The sequence below is a fragment of the Dechloromonas hankyongensis genome, from assembly GCF_022012295.1.
In the GTDB taxonomy this organism is placed as follows: domain Bacteria; phylum Pseudomonadota; class Gammaproteobacteria; order Burkholderiales; family Rhodocyclaceae; genus Azonexus; species Azonexus hankyongensis.
In genome coordinates this window covers 1,119,370-1,139,504 of sequence record NZ_JAKLTN010000001.1, presented here as the reverse complement: position 1 = coordinate 1,139,504, position 20,135 = coordinate 1,119,370, and the positions used below count along the sequence as shown (strand labels likewise).

Sequence of the window (20,135 nt, the reverse complement as noted above, 5' to 3'; positions counted from 1 at the left end):
ATGGAATGTAACAGCTATTACTTTGGGATAAGTACGAATCGGCACATCCGTTGACCTAGGACAAATGAATTCGCCCACCCAGCGGTCGTCTTGGGGTAAAAACGGCGATCGCACGGTCATTTGCCGACGCCGCAGGCGAACCTTCGCCTGGTCATATCGCCATCGAAGCGAACCGCAGGCTTGCCTGGCCGCAATCGCGACCTGCCAGGCTTCAATGGCAGCGAGACGCCGCTTGGCACCGTTCGCAGACTTCGATTAGCATCGAAATCTATTTCCATTCCGGACGTGACCTACGTCATAATGCAATACCCTCATATTGCATAGGGGTTTTTAACCCCCTCCGCTAACCCGCCTTCGCGGCTCCTCGCCCGTAACTCCGCTCATGCTGAAACCATCACTACACCTGACCGAAAACGAACGGATTGCGACGCTGCGCGACTTGCTGATTCTCGACACTGCACCCGAGAAACGTTTCGATGTAGTCACGGCCTACGCCGCTTCCTTATTCAACGTCCGCATTTGCCTGGTGACGCTGGTCGACACCCATCGTCAATGGTTCAAGTCGCATCATGGCATCGGAGTTCAGGAAGTGCCGCGCGAAGTCGGCTTTTGCTCGCACGCCATTCTGCAGGACGACATCCTGGAGATTTTCGACGCCCGGAACGACGCCAGAGTCTTCGACAGCCCGCTGGTGACCAGCGCACCCTTCATCCGCTTTTATGCCGGCTATCCGCTGACCATGGAGAATGGCCAGCATGTCGGGACGCTGTGCCTGATCGATCCGCAGCCCAAGCGCCTGTGCGAGTGGGAGCGCGAACACCTGGCGATACTCGGCCGGATGGTCGAAGCCGAGTTGCAAGGCTTGCCGACCGGCAGCCTCCAACAATTCATCGACAGCCGAAAAGGCGTGGTGTCGACCAACGGCATGGACCTCAGCAGCAGGGCCTACGCCTAGCACCGTCACCGGAGGCCGCGGACAAATGCCGACCGGCAAAATCGGACAACAAAAAACCCGCCGCGGCGGGTTTTTTGTTTGTACCAGAAACTCCGGTCAGGCCTTCGGCGCGACATAGCCCTGGATCTGGTCGGCACCTTCGCCGAAGAAGTGCTTCTCGACCTGTTCCATCAGGTACTTGCGATGCTTGGCATCGACCAGGTTCAGGCGATTTTCGTTGATGATCATGGTTTGCAGCTTGATCCACTGCTGCCAGGCTTCTTTCGACACGCTGTCGAAAATGCGCTGACCGAGGGCGCCCGGGTACGGGGGGAAATCCAGACCTTCGGCCTCGCGGCCGAGCTTGATGCAATTGACGGTACGTGCCATGTGAAACTCCGTGGGGTTGATGGGCGGGATTATAAGGTCTTGAATAGGACCTTGGACCTCCGCTGATAGTTGTACATATCTCGTTTGGCGGCCGGCAGGTCATCGACCGTGCCGAGCTTGAAGCCGCGTTCGACGAACCAGTGCTCGGTGCGCGTGGTCAGCACGAACAGGCGCTTGACGCCAGCCTTGCGGGCGCGCTTTTCGATGCGCTTCATCAACTGCTCGCCATATCCCCATTCGCGTTGATCGGGCGCCACGGCGAGGCAGGCTAGTTCGGCCTCCTCCTCCGAGTGCGAATAGAGCGCCGCGCAGCCGACGATGATGTTGTCGTGGAGCATGATGGAGAAACGGTCGATTTCGCGCTCGAGCAGTTCGCGCGGCCTATGCACCAGGATGCCCTCTTCCTCCATCGGCTCGATCAGGGCGATCAGCGCGGCGATGTCGTCCGGCTTGGCTTCGCGGATGTTTTCCAGCGATTCCCGGGTGACCACGGTGCCGACGCCGTCATGGGTGAACAACTCGCGCAGCAAGGCGCCGTCCTGCTCGTAGCTGATCAGGTGCACCCGGCCGACACCAGCCCGCGTCGAGCGCATGCTGCACGGCAGGTAGCGGCGGATGTCGGGCGACAGCCATTCGGCCTTCTTCAGCAGGTCGTCGACCTCGTCGGCCGTCATCGCGTCGAGCAGTTCGCCGTCCTTGTCGGTCACCCCGCGGCTGTCGGTCAGGTACACCAGTTTGTCGGCCTTGATCGCCACGGCGACCGCCTCGGCCGCCTCTTCCATCTGCAGGTTGAAGATTTCGCCGGTCGGCGACGGCCCTTCGCAGTTGAGCAGCACGATGTTGCCCAGGCCCAACTGGGCGTTGATACCTTCGCTATCGACCTTGCGCACCTTGCCGGCGTACTGCATGTCGATGCCGTCGAGCACGCCAATCGGCTGGCCGGTGATGAAATTGCCGCCGATGACGCGGATGCGGCTGTTGGCCATCGGCGTATTGGGCAGACCCTGCGACAGCATGGCCTCGATTTCCAGATAGACGCTGCCCACCGCGTCGAGCACGCAATCGAGCGCCTCGGCATCGGTCACCCGGTAACCGCGGTGATAGACCGAGTCCAGGTTCTTTTCGCGCAGCTCTTCCTCGATCTGCGGCCGCGCGCCATGCACCAGGACCAGGCGGATGCCCAGGCTGACCAGCAGGTTGACGTCGTAGGCCAGGGTCTTGGCAAATTCGCTCTCGACCGCCGCGCCGCCGAAGGCGATGACGAAGGTCTTGCCTCGGAAGGCGTTGATATAGGGCGTGACCGCCCGGAACCAGGAGACGAAATGCTCGTCGTAAGGGGTATCGCTCATTTGTCGCCGTATTTTCCGTCGTCGTCTTTCAGGGCTTCTTCAAGGCGCTCGCATACCGTTCGTAGCACCTTGACCCGGGCAAAGTTCTTGTCGTTGGCCTCAACCAACGTCCAGGGCGCGAGGCCGGTTGACGTCCGGTCGACCATGTCGCACACGGCGGACACGTAGTCGTCCCACTTCTCGCGGTTGCGCCAGTCCTCGTCGGTGATTTTGAAGCGCTTGAATTCGGTGTCCTGGCGCTCCTTGAAGCGGCGCAACTGCTCGTCGGCACTGATCTGCAGCCAGAATTTGACGACGATGGCGCCGGACTCGACCATCTGGTGCTCAAAATCGTTGATCTCGGCATAGGCGCGCAGCCAGTCGGCTTCGGTGCAGAAGCCCTCGACCCGCTCGACCAGCACGCGGCCGTACCACGAGCGGTCGAAAATCGTCGCCCGCCCGGTGCGCGGCAGATGCCGCCAGAAGCGCCACAGATACGGCTGGGCGCGCTCCTCCTCGGTTGGCGCGGCAATCGGCACGATCTGGTACTGCCGGGCGTCGAGCGCAGCGCCAATGCGGCGGATGGTGCCCCCCTTGCCGGCTGCGTCCGAACCCTCGAAGACCAGCACCAGCGAACGCTTGGCAAAGCGTGGATCGCGCACCAGTTCCGCCAGTCGCGACTGGTACTTGGCCAGCTGGCTTTCGTAATCTTTCTTGAGCAGCTTCTGCTTGAGGTCCAGCGAACTGAGCACGTTCTTGCTATCGATGGCGTGCAGGATGGGCGGCGCCACCGGCACCTGCCGGCGGCCTTCCTGCTGCAGGCGGCGCTTCATGGCGTCGAGCACGATGCGGCCAACGGTCAGCGAGCGGTATTCGTCGTCGGTGCCTTCGACGATGATCCAAGGCGCATGAGCGGTATTGGAAATGCGCAGCACATGGCCGGCCACGGACTGCAGCTTGTTGTAGGTCTTCAGGCGGTCGTAGCTTTCCTTGGTAACGCGCCAGGCGGTGTTCGGATTCTTTTCCAGCGCCTTGAGCCGCTTCTTCTGGCCGTCCTTGGACAAGTGGAACCAGAATTTGAGGACCAGCGCCCCTTCATTGACCAGCATGGCCTCAAAGCGGTTGATGTCGTCGAGCCGCTCGTCCAGCTCGGAACGGCGCATCTGGCCGGTGATGCGGTCGGTGATCGGCTGCGAATACCAGGAGCCGGCAAAGATACCCACCTTGCCCTTGGGCGGCAGGGCACGCCAGTAGCGCCACATGTAGGGACGCGAGCGCTCCTCGTCGGAGGGCGCCGCGAAGGCCAGCGTCGAGATGTGGCGCGGGTCCATCCACGAATACAACAGGTTGATCGTCTCGCCCTTGCCGCTGCCGTCGACGCCGGAAATCAGGATGACGACCGGAAATTCCTTTTTCTGCAGCATGTCGTACTGCACATCGAGCAATTCGGCACGCAGTTTCGGAACCTCGGTCTTGAACGTCTTCTTGTCGACCTTGTGCCCCAACTCGGCTGATTCGAACATGACTTACCCCTCCCTGAGATCGCCCCAAAGCGCCTGCAGCACGGCCAAAGCGGCCAGACCGGCCGTTTCGGTGCGCAGCACGCGCGGTCCCATGCGCACAGCCCGGAAGCCGGACTGCCTGGCCGCAATCATCTCCTGCGGATCGAGCCCCCCTTCGGCCCCAATCAGCAGTTGAACCTCTTTCGCCGGCGGAATGGACAACAAGGTGTCCTCGGCATCCGGCGCCAGCATCAGGCGCAGCGGCGCCTGCGTCGGCCGGGCCAGCCAGCTTTCCAGCTTCTCCAGCGGCGCCACCAGCGGCACCTGGTTGCGCCCGCACTGCTCGCAGGCTGAGGCGGCGACCCCCTGCCAGTGCGCGACGCGCTTGGCGGCCCGCTCGCCACTCAATTTCAGCACGCTGCGCCGGCTTTCGACCGGCACGATGTCGCGCACGCCGAGTTCTACCGCTTTCTGGATGGTGAAATCCATCTTGTCGCCGGCCTGCAGCGCCTGGACCAGCGTGATGGCCAGCGGCGACTCGCACTCGACTTCCTCCCAGGCGCCCAGTTCGGCGTATACCCGGTCGCGCTCGATGCGCTCGATGGTCGCTGGATACTGGCCGCCACGGCCGTCGAACAGCACCATCGCCGCTCCTGGCGGCAGGCGCAGCACGCGCACCGCGTGGCGGGCCACGGGTTCGGGAAGTTCAACGTGCGCCCCCGGCGAGAGCGCTTCACGGCAGTAAAAACGGGGAGAATTCATCGGTGCTATTATGGGCGAAATGCGTTTTGGAGTGGTGAATCATGGTCGCCCTTAACCCGCCTGTCTGCGATTTCGGCCGCCCGGCTGTCGATTTCGACCTGCCCGGCACGGATGGACAACGTCATACGCTGGCCAGTTGCCGCGGCCCGAACGGCCTGCTGGTCATGTTCATCTGCAACCACTGCCCTTACGTCAAGGCGGTCATCGACCGCCTGATCCGCGACTGCCGCGAACTGGCCGGCCTCGGCATCGGCTGCGTGGCGATCATGAGCAACGACATCGCCGCCTATCCGGAAGACGCCCCGGAGAACATGAAACGCTGGGCGGCTGAACTCGCCTTCCCTTTCCCTTACTTATATGACGAAACCCAGGCCGTTGCCCGCGCCTACGGCGCCGTGTGCACGCCGGACTTCTTCGGCTACAACGCCCGCCTCGAACTGCAATATCGCGGCCGTCTTGATGCCTCGGGACGCAACCCGGCGCCGCCCGATGCCAAGCGTGAGATGTTCGCCGCCCTGCAGCAAATCGCCGCCAGCGGCCGTGGACCGGCCGAGCAAATCGCTTCCATCGGCTGCTCGATTAAATGGCAGACATGACAACATTTGCGATATTTAACAAAACATATCGTTTTTGTTACCCCGCTCCCACCCCCTACGCTATCATTCACGATTGACCCACTAAATCCCCGAATTTGATGTCACCGGACGCCTCCTCGCCCCCCGCAGGCGACATCCAGCGCCAGCTGGCTTACCTGCAGGCCGTCGTATCGAACATGCCGCAAGGCATCAGCGTCTTCGACGAACAGCTGCGCCTGCGCGTGTGGAACCAGGGCTTCATCGACGTCCTGAACCTGCCGGCCAATGCGGTGTACGAAGGCGTCGAGTTCTCGGATCTGATCCGCATTCCCGCCACGCGGGGCGAATACGGCCCCGGCGACGTCGACACCCATGTCCGGCGCATCACCGAACTGGCCCGCAAATTCGAGGCGCATTGCTTCGAGCGCACGCGCCCGAACGGGCACACCCACCTGGTGCAGGGCGAACCGCTGCATATCGGCGACGAACTGGTCGGTTTCATCACCACCTATACCGACATCACCGAGCGCAAGGCGGCCGAAATGGCGCTGCACAAGCAGCACGAGCAGTTGCACACCGTCCTCGAGAGCATCCCCAGTGCGGTCAGCCTGTTCAATCGCGACTCGGTGCTCGAACTGTGCAATTCCGAATTCGCCCGGCTGCTCGACTTCCCGGCCGACCTGGCCACGCCGGGCACCCACCTCGAAGCGCTGTTTCGCTTCAATGCCGAGCGCGGCGAGTATGGCCCAGGCGACTCCGATCAAATCGTGCAGAGTCTGGTCTCGCGCTCGACCCATGCGATCAATCATCGCTTCGAGCGCACCCGACCCAACGGCAAGATCCTCGAAGTCAGGGGCGTGCCGCTGGCCGAGGGCGGTTTCGTCACGGTGTACACTGACGTCACCGAACGCCGCCACAGCGCCGAGCGCGAGCAACTGGCGCAGAAGGTCTATACCCACACGCCGGCCGGCATCATCTTCACCGACGATGCCCACCGCATCCTGTCGATCAACCCGGCCACCACCGAGATGACCGGCTACGAACCGTTCGAACTGATCGGCCAGACCGTCTTCGGGCTGATCGACCTCGACGAAGGCCACACCCCCGAGGAAATGGCCAGCCAGCTGGCCCAGCGCGGCTCATGGAACGGCGAACTGGCCGTCACCCAGAAGTCCGGCGAGGATTTCCCGGCTGGCGCCCGGATCAACCGGGTGGACGATCCGCAGAGCGGCATGCCGGCGCACTATGTCTGGATTCTGGCCGACATCACCGAGCGCAAGCAGGCCGAGGACCGAATGCGCCATATCGCCCAGCATGACGCGCTGACCGGCCTGCCCAACCGCCTGTCCCTGCTCATGCGCCTCGCCCAGTTGCTGCCGGAAGCCCGCCGCCACAACTGGAAAGTGGCGCTGATGTTCCTCGACCTCGACCGTTTCAAGATCATCAACGACACGCTCGGCCACCAGGTCGGCGACGAAATGCTGCGCGAGGTGGCCTGTCGCCTGTCCAACCTGCTGCGCGAAACCGATTTCGTCGCCCGCCTCGGCGGCGACGAGTTCGTCGTCATCCTGCCCGGCATCGTCACGCCGGCCGACGCGGCCACCGTCGCCGCCAAGATCACGGCCGCGCTGTCCACCCCGATCGAGGCCAACGGCCACGACCTGCACACCAGCCCGTCGATCGGGATCAGCATCTTCCCGGACGACGGCCCCGACGGCGATGTCATCCTGAAGAACGCCGACACGGCGATGTACCACGCCAAGGCGGCCGGCCGGAACAATTACCAGTTCTTCGCCGCGGAAATGAACCAGTCCGCCGCCGAGCGCCTGAACATCGAGGGCAAGCTGCGCCATGCCATCGCCCGCAACGAACTGAGCCTGGTCTTCCAACCCCAGTTCAGCGCCCCCGGCGTCGAGCCGACGGGGGTCGAAGCCCTGCTCCGCTGGCACCATCCGACCGACGGCCTGATCTCCCCCGCCCGCTTCATCCCGATCGCCGAGGAAACCGGCCTGATCGTCGACATCGGCGACTGGGTGCTGAGCACCGCCTGCCAGGAAATGGCTCGCTGGATCAAGGCCGGCCTCAAGCCGATGCGCATGGCGGTCAACGTCTCCGCCCGCCAGCTGCGGCGCCGCGATTTCTGCGAAACGGTGGCCAATGCGCTGATCACCTCCGGGCTGCAGCCCGAATTGCTCGAGCTGGAAATTACCGAAAGCTCGGTGATGGAGAACCCACAGGAGGCCATCCTGATCCTCGAACGCCTCGGCCGCATGGGCGTCACGCTCGCCATCGACGACTTCGGCACCGGTTATTCGTCGCTCGCCTACCTCAAGCTGTTCCCCATCGACCACCTGAAAATCGACCGCTCCTTTGTCGCCGACATCGAGCACGACCTGAACGACCGGGCCATCGCCTTCGGCACCATCGCGCTGGCCCACTCCCTCGGCCTGCGCGTCATCGCCGAAGGGGTGGAAACCGAGGACCAGCTCGAACTGCTGCGCTCGAACGCCTGCGACGAAGTCCAGGGCTACCTGTTCAGCAAGCCGCTCAACAGTGCTGCCGCCTTCGCCTTCCTGCACGCCAAGCAACGCGCGGAGTAAAATCGCGCCTTTGTCATTGACGCAGGAGTTCCCATGGCACAGCAACGCACGCTGGCGCGCTACCTCACCGAAGAACAACGCAACAAGGGCGTCCTCACCGGCGACCTGAAGTTCCTGATCGAAATCGTTTCCCGCGCCTGCCAGGCCATTTCCATCGCCATCGGCAAGGGCGGACTCGGCGGCGTGCTCGGCGAGGCCGGCAGCGACAACGTGCAGGGCGAAGCGCAGAAGAAGCTCGACGTGCTGTCCAACGACATCCTGCTCGACGCCAACGAATGGGGCGGCCACCTCGCCGCCATGGCCTCCGAGGAAATGGACCTGCCGCACCTGGTGCCGCACCGCTTCCCGAAAGGCGAATACCTGCTCACCTTCGACCCGCTCGACGGCTCGTCCAACATCGACGTCAATGTCTCGATCGGCACCATCTTCTCGGTCCTCAAGTGTCCGGAAGGCGCCGACCTGAGCACCCCGGAAGCCGCCGAACAGGCCTTCCTGCAGCCGGGCACCGCGCAGGTCGCGGCCGGCTATGCCGTCTACGGCCCGACCACCCTGCTCGTGCTGACTGTCGGCGACGGTGTCGTCGTATTCACGCTGGATCGCGAACAGGGCCAGTTCATCCTGACCCAGGAAGGCGTGCAGATTCCGGCCGACACCAAGGAATTCGCCATCAACATGTCCAACCAGCGCTTCTGGGAAGCCCCGGTCCAGCGCTACGTCGCCGAAATGCAGGCGGGCAAGGAAGGGCCCCTCGGCAAGGACTACAACATGCGCTGGGTGGCATCGATGGTGGCCGACGTACATCGCATCATGACCCGTGGCGGCATCTTCATGTACCCCATGGACAGCAAGCTCAAGGACAAGGGCGGCAAGCTGCGCCTGATGTATGAAGCCAACCCGATGGCCTTCCTGGTCGAGCAGGCCGGTGGCGCCGCCACCACCGGCCGCCAGCGTATCCTCGACATCGAGCCGAGCAACCTGCACCAGCGCGTGCCGGTGATCCTCGGCTCGATGAACGAAGTCGAGCGCGTCACTGGCTATCACGCCGTCTGACCTGCTACATTTGTCCACTCGACAACGTCATGGAACGACCGCGATGACCAAACTCACCCTTGCCCTGCTCTTGGCCGCCGGCACGCTGATCGCCGGCTGCAAGAGCAACGAAGCTAAGCCGGAAGAAACGACGGCTGCTGCCCCGGCTGCAGCCGCCCAGCAGGCGCCGGCAGCGGCGCCGGCCAAGCCGGAATGCCCGCCGGAACCGGCCAAGAAGAAGACCAGCAAGTCAAAGACGGCGAAGAAGACCGACAAGGCCGATACGCCTCCCGAGGACTGTGAACCGGCCAAGCCAAAGACGGCCGCCACCAAGGCTGCCGAGCCGGCCAAGCCGGCTGCCAAACCGGAACCGGCACCGGCCGCCGCCACCAACAGCACCGTCGGCAAGACCTGCAACCCGTGCGCCATGAAGTCCAAGGATGGCACCTTTGAAGGCGAGGTCTACGGCACGATTCCGGCCGGCAGCAAGTGGGCGCGCCTGCAGATCGGCATGCATCAATCCGAAGTCGAGCGCATCCTCGGCGTGACGTCGAACATTCGCGCCTACGTCACGGCCAAGGCCTGGATTCCCTTCTACTTCGGCGGCGACAGCCACCGCTACGAAGCGGTCTATGCCGGCCAGGGCAGCGTCGCCTACACCGGGGGCAGCTTCGGCGGCGGTCAGGGCATCCTGATGATGATTAATTTTGATCCCAAGATTCAGTAAAACTGATCAAAGGCAGGCCTGAAAAGCCTGCCTTATTGCCCCCTTGCCCTACCCAAAAGGAGGGTTTTCCCGGATAATTTAGGCTTTTCAGCAGGCTGGATTTCCGGATCATGAGCGTCAGCACCCTCCCCAAGTTTTCACCCCTGACCGGCGCCATCCGCGCCCTCGCCATGGACGCCGTCCAGCAGGCCAATTCCGGGCACCCCGGCGCCCCGATGGGCATGGCCGAAATCGCCGAAGTGCTATGGCGCCGCCATCTGCGCCACAATCCGGCCAACCCGGAATGGGCCGACCGCGACCGCTTCGTGCTGTCCAACGGCCACGGCTCGATGCTGATCTACTCCCTGCTCCACCTCACCGGCTACGACGTCAGCATCGCCGACCTGAAGAATTTCCGTCAGTTACACGCCAAGACCCCGGGCCACCCGGAATACGGCTACACCCCGGGCATCGAAACGACCACCGGTCCGCTTGGCCAAGGCATTACGAACGCCGTCGGCTTCGCGCTGGCCGAGAAGGTGCTGGCCGCCGAGTTCAACAAGCCGGGCCACACCATCGTCGACCACAACACCTACGTCTTCCTCGGCGACGGCTGCCTGATGGAAGGCGTCTCGCACGAAGCCTGCTCGCTGGCCGGCACCCTCGGCCTGGGCAAGCTGATCGCCTTCTGGGACGACAACCGCATCTCCATCGACGGCCACGTCGAAGGCTGGTTCACCGACCACACCCCGGGTCGTTTCGAATCCTACGGCTGGCACGTCATCGCCAACGTCGACGGCCATGACGCCGAAGCCGTCGAACAGGCCCTGCTCGCCGCCAAGGCGGTGACCGACAAGCCGAGCCTGATCTGCTGCAAGACGACCATCGGCGCCGGCGCCCCGAACAAGCAGGGCTCGCACGACTGCCACGGCGCCCCGCTCGGCAAGGACGAAATCGCCGCCGCCCGCGAATACATCGGCTGGGAACACGCCCCGTTCGAAATCCCGGCCGACGTCTACGCCGCCTGGGACCGCAAGGCCGACGGCGCCGCGGCCGAAGGCGACTGGAATACCCGTTTCGCCGCCTACCGCGCCGCCTTCCCGGCCGAAGCCGCGGAGTTCGAGCGCCGCGTCATCAACGGCAAGCTGCCGGCCAACTGGGAAGCGACCAAGGCCGCCTACGTCGGCGCCTGCCGCGAAAAGGCCGAAAACATCGCCACCCGCAAGGCTTCGCAGAACGCCATCGCCGCGCTGGTCCCGGCCGTGCCGGAAATCTTCGGCGGTTCGGCCGACCTGGCCGGCTCCAACCTGACCTTCGTCAAGGGCAGCAAGGGCGTCACCCGGACCGAGGGCGGCAACTACTGCTACTACGGCGTGCGCGAATTCGGCATGACCGCCATCGCCAACGGCATCGCGCTGCACGGCGGCCTGCTGCCCTACACCGCGACTTTCCTGGTCTTCTCCGACTACGCCCGCAACGGCATCCGCATGGCGGCGCTGATGAAACAGCGCCAGATCATGGTCTACACCCATGACTCCATCGGCCTCGGCGAAGACGGCCCGACCCACCAGCCGGTCGAGCACATCCCCAGCCTGCGCATCATCCCGAACCTCGACGTCTGGCGCCCGGCCGACGCCACCGAAACCGCCATCGCCTGGATTTCGGCGGTCGAGCGCAGCGACGGCCCGAGCGTGCTCGCCCTGTCCCGCCAGAATCTGCCGACCGTTACCCAGAAGATCGCCGACGCCGACATCGCCAAGGGCGGCTATGTGCTGTCCGAAGCGGACGGCGAAGCCCAGGTCACGCTGATCGCCACCGGCTCCGAAGTCAAGCTGGCGCTCGACGCCCAGGCCGCACTGGCCGGCGAAGGCATCAAGGCGCGCGTCGTGTCGATGCCCTGCACCAACGTCTTCGACCGCCAGAGCGCCGACTACAAGGCCGCCGTGCTCGGCGGCTGCAAGAAGCGCATCGCCATCGAAGCCGCCCATTCCGACTTCTGGCGCAAGTACGTCGGCCTGCACGGCGCCGTGGTCGGCATCGACCGCTTCGGCGAGTCTGCCCCGGCCGGCCAGCTGTTCGAACTGTTCGGTTTCACCGTCGCCAACGTCGTGTCCACGGCCAAGGCGCTGCTGTCCTGATTCAATACTTCAAACGCAGAGAGGAAATACATTCATGGCTATCAAGGTTGCTATCAACGGTTTTGGTCGTATCGGTCGCTGCACGCTGCGCGCCATCTACGAGCAAGGTCTGCAGAACGAGTTCGACGTCGTGGCGATCAACGCCTCCGGCGATCTGGCCACCAACGCCCACCTGCTGAAGTACGACACCACGCACGGCCGCTTCGGCACCTCGGTTGAAACCGAAGGCGAGAACGTCATCATCATCGACGGCAAGAAGATCCCCTTCTACTCGACCAAGAACCCGAAGGACATCGACTGGTCCAAGCACGGCGTCGACCTGCTGCTCGAATGCACCGGCGCCTACACCACCAAAGCCAAGGCCCAGGCCCTGCTCGAACAAGGCGCCAAGCGCGTGCTGATCTCCGCCCCGGGCGGCGACGACGTCGACACCACCATCGTCGTCGGCGTCAACGAAGGCGCCCTGAAGGCCGACATGACCGTCGTTTCCAACGCTTCGTGCACCACCAACTGCCTGGCCCCGGTCGCCAAGGTGCTGGCCGAGAGCGTCGGCATCAAGCAGGCGCTGATGACCACCATCCACGCCTACACCAACGACCAGGTCACCGTCGACGTCCGCCACAAGGACCTGCGCCGCGCCCGCGCCGCTGCCGCCAACATCATCCCGACCAAGACCGGTGCCGCCAAGGCCGTCGGCCTGGTGCTGCCGCAACTGGCCGGCAAGTTCGACGGCTTCTCGCTGCGCGTGCCGACCATCAACGTCTCGCTGGTCGACCTGACCTTTACCGCCGAGCGCGAAACCAGCAAGGAAGAAATCAACGCCTTGATGACCGCCGCTGCCAACGGCCCGCTGAAGGGTGTGATGGCCGTCAACAACGAGCCGCTGGTCTCCTCCGACTTCAACCACACCACCGTGTCCTCCACCTTCGACGCGACGCAAACCCGCGTCATCAAGGGCGCCGACGGTTCCGTGCTGGTCAAGGTGCTGGCTTGGTACGACAACGAGTGGGGCTACTCCTGCCGCATGCTGGACGCCGCTCGCGCCTGGATGGCCACCAAGTAAGCAAAAATAAGCAGTACCCCTCGCCCCGCACTTGCGGGGCGAGTCGTTTCAAGCTGGAGAAATTCAAAGTAGCCCACTGCCCAGCGGGAGTTCGAGATCAACCGCAGTTTCGCCCGCCGCGCCGTTGCCGCCGGGAGCGAAGCCGCCCAGAAGGAGCCGGCCCCGGCCGCCACGTCAGTTGCTGAAGCCCAAACGACTTGCCATCAACGGATACGGCCGCATCGGCCGCTGTTTCCTGCGCGCGCTGCTCGAATCCCCGGTCGCGCACAACCTGCAGGTCGTTGCCATCAACGAGCCGGCCAATCTGGAAAGCATGGCCTACCTGACCCGCTACGATTCGACGCACGGCCGCTTCCCCGGCCTGGTCGAAGCGGTGGACGGCCAGCTGTTGATCGACAACCGCGCCATCCGGGTCAGCCATGCGCGCACGCCGGAAGAGGTGCGCTGGGGCGACATCGACCTGATCGTTGAGTGTTCCGGCGCCTATGGCCGGCGCAGCGAACTGAGCCGCTTTCTCGACGCCGGCTGCCCGCGCCTGCTGCTGTCACACCCCGGCGCCAGCGCCGACGACGTGGACGCCACCATCATCGCCGGCATCAACCAGGACAGCCTGAACGGCAACGAGCGTCTGGTCTCCGCCGCTTCCTGTACGACCAACGCCATCGTCCCGCTGCTCGACCTGCTCGACCGCGAGGTCGGCATCGAGCAGGCCCTGCTCAGCACCCTGCATTCGGTGATGAACGATCAGCCGCTGATCGACGGTTACCACCACGACGACCTGCGCCGCACCCGCTCCGCCATGCAGTCCATCATCCCGGTGTCGACCGGGCTGGCCCGCGGCGTCGAGCGCCTGCTGCCACAACTGGCCGGCCGGGTACAGGCCAAGGCCATCCGCGTACCGACCACCAATGTCTCGGCCATCGACCTGACCCTCAGCACCCAGCGCCCGGTCTCGGCGCACAGCATCAACGCCCTGCTCGCCAACGCGGCGCGCGGCCCGCTCAAGCAGTTCGTCGCCTATTCGGAGGCGGCGCACGCTTCGATCGATTTCAACCACGACCCGCATTCGGCCATCGTCGACGGCAGCCAGACGCGCACCGCCGGCACCCACCTGGTCAACCTCTTCGTCTGGTTCGACAACGAATGGGGCTTCGCCAACCGCATGCTCGAAGTGGCCGACCACTGGTCGCACCACTGGCCCACGAATCCAACCTAACCAAAACTCAGGAGATAACCCATGAACGTCATCAAGCTGACCGACCTCGATGTTTCCGGCAAGCGCGTCTTCATCCGCGCCGACCTCAACGTGCCGCAGGACGAAGCCGGCAACATCACCGAGGACACCCGCATCCGCGCCTCGCTGGCCTCGATCAAGTACTGCCTGGAAAAAGGCGCCGCCGTGATGGTTACCTCCCACCTCGGCCGTCCGACCGAAGGCGAGATGACGCCGGAAGATTCGCTGATGCCGGTCGCCGTGCGCCTGGGCCAGATGCTGCACACCTCGGTGCGGCTGATCGCCGACTGGGTCGATGGCGGTTTCGAGGTCAAGCCGGGCGAAGTCGTCCTGCTCGAGAACTGCCGCGTCAACAAGGGCGAAAAGAAGAACAACGACGACCTGGCCCAGAAGATGGCCAAGCTGTGCGACGTCTACGTCAACGACGCCTTCGGCACCGCCCACCGCGCCGAAGCCACCACCCACGGCATCGCCAAGTACGCCCCGGTCGCCTGCGCCGGCATCCTGATGGGCGCCGAAATCGACGCGCTGGGCAAGGCCCTGCACAACCCGAAGCGGCCGCTAGTCGCCATCGTCGGCGGCTCCAAGGTGTCCAGCAAGCTGACCATCCTCAAGTCGCTGGCCGACAAGGTCGACCAGCTGATCGTCGGCGGCGGCATCGCCAACACCTTCCTGCTTGCCGACGGCAAGCGCATCGGCCAGTCGCTGGCCGAGCCAGATCTGGTCAAGGAAGCCCACACCATCATGGACATCATGAAGCAGCGCGGCGCCGACGTGCCGCTGCCGACCGACGTCGTCGTCGCCGACGAAGTGTCGGCCCTGGCCCGCGCCAACAAGATCTCGGTCGATGACGTGCATGCCAACGACCGCATCCTCGACGTCGGCCCGAAGACCGCTGCCAAGCTGGCCGAAATCATCGCCAACGCCGGCACCATCGTCTGGAACGGCCCGGTCGGCGTTTTCGAACTGCCCCAGTTCGCCGGCGGCACCAAGATGATGGCCTCCGCCATCGCCCACTCCGAGGCCTTCTCCATCGCCGGCGGCGGCGACACCTTGGCCGCCATCGCCAAGTTCCACATCGCCGAAGATGTCGGCTACATCTCGACCGGCGGCGGCGCCTTCCTGGAATTCCTCGAAGGCAAGACCCTGCCGGCCATCGCCGTACTCGAAGAGCGAGCCGCCAAGTAAGCAATACCCTGCCGTCGGTCTCGCCCCGAGACCGACGGTGCTGCACCCACAAAACATACAGGAAGAGACATGTCCCGCCATACCAAAATCGTCGCCACGCTGGGCCCCGCCTCGTCGGCGCCGGAAGTCCTCGAACGCATGGTGCAGGCCGGCATCGACGTCGTGCGCATGAATTTCTCGCACGGCACGGCCGAGGACCACAAGGCGCGCGCCGACGGCATCCGCGCTGCCGCCACCAAATTCGGGCGCACCGTTGGCATTCTCGGCGACCTGCAGGGGCCGAAGATCCGCGTCGGCAAGTTCGACGGCAACAAGATCACGCTGGCCGTCGGCGACAACTTCATCCTCGACGCTGCCTGCATGCTCGGCAACCAGGAACGCGTCGGCCTCGACTACAAGGACTTGCCCAAGGACGTCGTCACTGGTGACATCCTGCTTCTCGACGACGGTCGCCTGAAGCTGGAAGTGTTGAGTGTTCGTGGCCAGGAAATCCACACCCGGGTACTGGTCGGTGGCGAGCTGTCAAACAACAAGGGCATCAACCGCCAGGGTGGCGGCCTGACCGCACCGGCGCTGACCGCCAAGGACATGGACGACATCAAGACGGCGGCGCAGATCGGCGTCGATTTCGTTGCCGTGTCCTTCCCGAAGAGCGCCGCCGACATGTACATGGCGCGCCAGCTGTTGCGTGCCGCCGGCAGCAATGCCGTGCTGATCGCCAAGATCGAGCGCGTCGAGGCCGTAGCCAACCTAGAGGAAATCCTCGACGCCTCGGACGGCGTGATGGTCGCCCGCGGCGACCTCGCCGTCGAAGTCGGCGACGCGTCGGTGCCGGCCCTGCAGAAGAAGATGATCCGTCTGGCCCGTGACCGCAACAAACTAACCATCACCGCGACGCAGATGATGGAGTCCATGATCCATTCCCCGGTCCCCACCCGCGCCGAAGTCTCCGACGTCGCCAATGCCGTGCTCGACGGCACCGATGCGGTCATGCTGTCGGCCGAAACGGCGGCCGGCAAGTACCCGGTCGAGGTCGTCGAATCGATGGCACGTATCTGCGTCGAGGCCGAGCGCTCGGCCGAAGTCACCCTCGACCGCGAATTCCTCGACCGGGTGTTCACCCGCATCGACCAGTCGATCGCCATGGCGGCGATCTGGACGGCACACCACCTCAAGGTCAAGGCTATCGCCGCCCTGACCCAGTCCGGGTCGACCGCGCTGTGGATGAGCCGCATCAATTGCGGCGTGCCGATCTACGCGCTGACTCCGGATGCCGATGCGGTAGCGCGCATGGCCCTCTATCGCGAGGTCTACCCGCTGCAGATGACGCAGCAGCACAGCGACCGCGACCGGCTGCTGGCAGAGGCGGAACAGCTGCTGATCGACCGCGGCGTCGTCGAAAAGGGCGACCTGATCGTGCTCACCATCGGCGAGCCGATCGGCACTGCCGGCGGCACCAACACGCTGAAGATCGTCCGGGTCGGCGAGCACCAAATCCTTTAAAATAGAATAATCAGCTAAACACGTTACCGAACAGGAGTTCCCCATGCCGCTCGTCTCCATGCGCCAACTGCTCGACCACGCCGCCGAAAACGGCTACGGTCTGCCCGCTTTCAACGTCAACAACATGGAACAGGTCTGGGCCATCATGGAAGCGGCCAGCCAGGTCGACGCTCCGGTCATCATGCAGGCCTCGGCCGGCGCCCGCAAATACGCCGGCGAGCCCTTCCTGCGCCACCAGATCCTGGCCGCCCTCGAAGCCTACCCCAACATCCCCATCGTCATGCACCAGGACCACGGCCAGAGCCCGGCGGTGTGCATGGCCGCCATCCGTTCCGGCTTCACCTCGGTGATGATGGACGGCTCGCTGCAGGCCGACGGCAAGAGCGTCGCCAGCTACGAATACAACGTCGAAGTGACCCGCAAGGTGGTCGAATTCGCCCACGCTATCGGCGTTTCGGTCGAAGGCGAACTGGGTGTGCTCGGCTCGCTGGAAACGATGAAGGCCGACAAGGAAGACGGCCACGGCGCCGAAGGCCACATGACCCGCGAAGACCTGCTCACCGACGTCGAGCAGGCCGCCGATTTCGTCAAGCAGACCAACTGCGACGCGCTGGCCATCGCCATCGGCACCAGCCACGGCGCCTACAAGTTCACCAAGAAGCCGACCGGCGACATCCTGGCCATCGACCGCATCGCCGAAATCCACGCCCGCATCCCGAACACCCACCTGGTCATGCACGGCTCGTCGTCGGTGCCGCAGGAACTGCTGGCCGAAATCCGCGAATTCGGCGGCGACATGAAGGAAACCTACGGCGTACCGGTCGAGGAAATCGTCAAGGGCATCAAGCACGGCGTGCGCAAGGTCAATATCGACACCGACATCCGTCTCGCCATGACCGGCGCCGTCCGCCGCTACCTGGCCGAGCATCCGGACAAGTTCGACCCGCGCGACTACCTGAAGCCGGCCCGCGAAGCCGCCAAGAAAATCTGCCTGGCCCGCTTCGAAGCCTTCGGTACCGCCGGCCAGGCCAGCAAGATCAAGGCCGTCGCCCTCGACAAGATGGCCGAGCGTTACGCCAAGGGCGAACTGAACCAGATCGTTCGCTGAACGACCTTGAAGCATCCCCGAAAAGGCCGCGCCACGCGGCCTTTTTCTCGCCCCGGATTCGCTCGCCACGATGCTTGAGCGCTTCGTCGCCCCCCCCCGCTGGCTAGCCATCGCCCTCTTTGCAGGCGGGCTGGTCGCGGCCGGCTGGCGCATTCCCGCCGCACCGCCCCCGGTGCCGGAAGCCGTTCCCCCCCTACAGTTGGCTGCCGACGAATTGCCGCCGGCCGCCCGCAATTCGCCGCACCGCGCCAGCCTGACCCGCCTGGCCGATGGTCGGCCGGCCGTGGCCTGGCTGGGCAATGGCGACGCCGAAAGCGCCGCCATCTGGCTCGCCATCCGCGACGGCAAGGGCTGGCGCGAAATCGGCCGCATCGCCAGCCGGGAGAGCACGGCGGCGGCCGCCTTCATGCACGCCCAAGGGGTGGGCCACCCCATCCTGTGGGCCGAGGGCGGCTGGCTGCACCTGTGGTACGAGGCCTATCCACTGCGTCGCGGGACGGGAGCGTCGATCATGCACAGTATGTCGACCGACGGCGGGCGCAACTGGAGCCGGACCGAACGCCTGGAAAGCGGCCCCTTCGGCGGCTTCGGCCCTAACCTCGGTCTAGTACCGAAACCGCTGGCTGATGGCGGCCTGCTGCTGCCCCTGGCTCCGGAAGGCTCCTGGCTGCGCTTGGCGGCGACCGGGCAGGTCATTGAAAAACTGCAGTTGCCGATGGCGGCAGCGCCGCCGGAAGCGGCCCGGCCATGAGCATCGAAGCCGCCTACGGCCTGCTCGCGCATGCCCTGGTCTTCGGCGCGCTGACCGCGCTGCTGCCGTTCGGGATGTTCCGCGCCCGCGTCGCACTGGCCGCCACGGCGCTGTCGCTGATGATCGGCATCGCCCCGCTCATGCTGGCCTTCTTCGGACCGCCGTCGACGACGCTGCTCTGCCTGGCCGTGCTGCAGTTGAGCGGAGCGCCAATATCGCCGCTGAGTCGCTGGCCGGCCGCCGCCGTACCGGGTACGGCAGTCGGCCTCTATCTGTCCGCGGCCGGCTGGCTGCCCGGCGACATGTACGCCCTTGGCTACCAGCCCTGGCCCTTGCTGGCTGCGTTGCTGGCCATCGGAGTAGCCCTGTGCTGGAAAAACCAGACGACCTGGCTGCTGATCCTCGCCATAGCCCTGCTGGCCTATGCCGGCGGCCTGTTCGCCAACCTGTGGCAGGCGCTGCTCGATCCGCTGCTGGTCCTGCTCGCCCTGGCCGTCGTGCTGCGCCAGGGGGCCGTCCGCTTTATCGCGTCAAGGAATCGGTGATCAGGCGGCGGATGCTGCCAGCCTCGAACGGTTTGTCGCAGATGGCGGAAACGCCGGCCCGCTCGACGGCGGCGAGGCGCCCCATGTTCTGTTCGCTGGTCACCATCAGGATCGGCACGTCTGCCTGCCAGCTCTGGGTGCGGATGTATTCGACCAGCTCGCGGCCATCCATTTCCGGCATGTTGTAATCGGTGATGACCAGATCGACCATGGCCTGTTCAAGCAGGCTGACCGCCTCCTTGCCGTCGGCCGCCTCGGTAATGCGCTCGATACCGAGTTCGGTAAGCAGGCGGTGCAGGTGGCGGCGCGAGGCCAGGCTGTCATCGACAATCAGCACGCGCAGGTTCTCGATTTCGGCAACATCGATGTCCTGCGGCGGATTCAGGTAATCGGCAGCAGCATAGAGGGCGCGCGACAGCTGTTGCTCGTTGAACGGCTTGGCGACGATGCTGCAGGCGCCGGATTGGCGCACCGGTTCGAGCACCTGCGGCCGGGTTTCGCTGGAGACCAGAATGAATGGCACGGATTCCAGTTCCGCTTCAGCGCGCATGGCGGCCACCAACTCGGTACCAGGCAGATCGGGCAGATACAGGCTGCTGATCACCACCATGTTGTCGTACTGAGCCCGTAGCGCCGCCAGCGCCGCTTTCGCCGTATCGACCACGGTCACCTTCCCTACCCCCTGATGTTCCAGCATGCGCTGTACCAGATGCGCCTGCATGGACGACGGTTCGACCAGCAAAACCGACAGGTCGGCCAGGGAGGTAGTCAGGGACATG

The 20,135-nt window shown here is 64.6% G+C and carries 18 protein-coding genes; 13 read left to right on the top strand and 5 right to left on the bottom strand.

Annotated features, from left to right (window positions below; genetic code table 11):
* The first annotated feature begins 382 nt into the window (after nt 1-382).
* Entirely contained in the window at nt 383-955 is a 573-nt protein-coding gene (locus tag LZ012_RS05380) for a GAF domain-containing protein (protein WP_275708332.1), read from the top strand.
* A 96-nt stretch (nt 956-1,051) separates the two neighbouring features.
* Here LZ012_RS05380 and LZ012_RS05375 read toward each other — a convergent pair whose 3' ends face one another.
* Genes LZ012_RS05375 through LZ012_RS05360 form a run of 4 tightly spaced genes read right to left on the bottom strand, consistent with a single transcriptional unit; the run spans nt 1,052 to nt 4,916 of the window.
* A complete protein-coding gene (locus LZ012_RS05375) occupies nt 1,052-1,324 on the bottom strand; it encodes an oxidative damage protection protein (protein ID WP_275708329.1) in 273 nt (90 codons plus the stop codon).
* Nucleotides 1,325-1,353: 29 nt separating this feature from the next.
* Nucleotides 1,354-2,673 carry an amino-acid N-acetyltransferase gene (argA, locus tag LZ012_RS05370; protein WP_275708327.1) on the bottom strand — a complete coding sequence of 440 codons (1,320 nt, stop codon included), beginning with the start codon at nt 2,671-2,673 and terminating at the stop codon, nt 1,354-1,356.
* A complete protein-coding gene (gene pap / locus LZ012_RS05365) occupies nt 2,670-4,175 on the bottom strand; it encodes a polyphosphate:AMP phosphotransferase (RefSeq protein WP_275708325.1) in 1,506 nt (501 codons plus the stop codon). The genes argA and pap overlap by 4 nt, the downstream gene beginning before the upstream one ends.
* A 3-nt stretch (nt 4,176-4,178) precedes the next feature.
* A complete protein-coding gene (locus LZ012_RS05360; protein ID WP_275708322.1) occupies nt 4,179-4,916 on the bottom strand; it encodes a 16S rRNA (uracil(1498)-N(3))-methyltransferase in 738 nt (245 codons plus the stop codon).
* A gap of 41 nt (nt 4,917-4,957) precedes the next feature.
* On the opposite strand from LZ012_RS05360, the gene LZ012_RS05355 reads away from it, so the two are divergent.
* From LZ012_RS05355 to LZ012_RS05300, 12 genes are all read left to right on the top strand, one after another.
* On the top strand, nt 4,958-5,512 hold the full coding sequence (locus tag LZ012_RS05355; protein WP_275708320.1) for a thioredoxin family protein: 555 nt from the start codon (nt 4,958-4,960) through the stop codon (nt 5,510-5,512).
* Between the two features lie 98 nt (nt 5,513-5,610).
* The gene (locus tag LZ012_RS05350) at nt 5,611-8,091 is read left to right on the top strand and encodes an EAL domain-containing protein (protein WP_275708318.1); all 2,481 of its coding nucleotides are present in this window, start codon (nt 5,611-5,613) and stop codon (nt 8,089-8,091) included.
* Between the two features lie 33 nt (nt 8,092-8,124).
* Entirely contained in the window at nt 8,125-9,141 is a 1,017-nt protein-coding gene (locus tag LZ012_RS05345) for a class 1 fructose-bisphosphatase (protein ID WP_275708316.1), read from the top strand.
* A 43-nt stretch (nt 9,142-9,184) separates the two neighbouring features.
* Entirely contained in the window at nt 9,185-9,847 is a 663-nt protein-coding gene (locus LZ012_RS05340; protein WP_275708314.1) for a hypothetical protein, read from the top strand.
* A 110-nt stretch (nt 9,848-9,957) separates the two neighbouring features.
* On the top strand, nt 9,958-11,964 hold the full coding sequence (gene tkt, locus LZ012_RS05335; RefSeq protein ID WP_275708312.1) for a transketolase: 2,007 nt from the start codon (nt 9,958-9,960) through the stop codon (nt 11,962-11,964).
* Between the two features lie 34 nt (nt 11,965-11,998).
* Complete coding sequence (gene gap, locus LZ012_RS05330; RefSeq protein ID WP_275708310.1) at nt 11,999-13,027, top strand: type I glyceraldehyde-3-phosphate dehydrogenase; 1,029 nt, start codon at nt 11,999-12,001, stop codon at nt 13,025-13,027.
* A 178-nt stretch (nt 13,028-13,205) separates the two neighbouring features.
* On the top strand, nt 13,206-14,243 hold the full coding sequence (locus LZ012_RS05325) for a type I glyceraldehyde-3-phosphate dehydrogenase (RefSeq protein WP_275708308.1): 1,038 nt from the start codon (nt 13,206-13,208) through the stop codon (nt 14,241-14,243).
* A gap of 21 nt (nt 14,244-14,264) precedes the next feature.
* The gene (locus LZ012_RS05320; protein ID WP_275708305.1) at nt 14,265-15,449 is read left to right on the top strand and encodes a phosphoglycerate kinase; all 1,185 of its coding nucleotides are present in this window, start codon (nt 14,265-14,267) and stop codon (nt 15,447-15,449) included.
* A 69-nt stretch (nt 15,450-15,518) separates the two neighbouring features.
* Nucleotides 15,519-16,952, top strand: a complete 1,434-nt coding sequence (gene pyk / locus LZ012_RS05315) for a pyruvate kinase (RefSeq protein ID WP_275708303.1) — start codon at nt 15,519-15,521, stop codon at nt 16,950-16,952.
* A gap of 43 nt (nt 16,953-16,995) precedes the next feature.
* Nucleotides 16,996-18,060, top strand: coding sequence for a class II fructose-bisphosphate aldolase (gene fba, locus LZ012_RS05310; RefSeq protein ID WP_275708301.1), 1,065 nt, complete (start codon nt 16,996-16,998; stop codon nt 18,058-18,060).
* A gap of 70 nt (nt 18,061-18,130) precedes the next feature.
* The gene (locus tag LZ012_RS05305; RefSeq protein WP_275708299.1) at nt 18,131-18,811 is read left to right on the top strand and encodes an exo-alpha-sialidase; all 681 of its coding nucleotides are present in this window, start codon (nt 18,131-18,133) and stop codon (nt 18,809-18,811) included.
* Nucleotides 18,808-19,356 (top strand): hypothetical protein, encoded by a 549-nt coding sequence (locus LZ012_RS05300; protein WP_275708297.1) that lies wholly within the window; start codon nt 18,808-18,810, stop codon nt 19,354-19,356. The genes LZ012_RS05305 and LZ012_RS05300 overlap by 4 nt, the downstream gene beginning before the upstream one ends.
* Here the strand turns inward: LZ012_RS05300 and LZ012_RS05295 are convergent.
* Nucleotides 19,334-20,134, bottom strand: coding sequence for a response regulator (locus LZ012_RS05295; RefSeq protein ID WP_275708295.1), 801 nt, complete (start codon nt 20,132-20,134; stop codon nt 19,334-19,336). The two genes, LZ012_RS05300 and LZ012_RS05295, sit on opposite strands and share 23 nt — an antisense overlap.
* Nucleotide 20,135 lies beyond the last annotated feature (1 nt).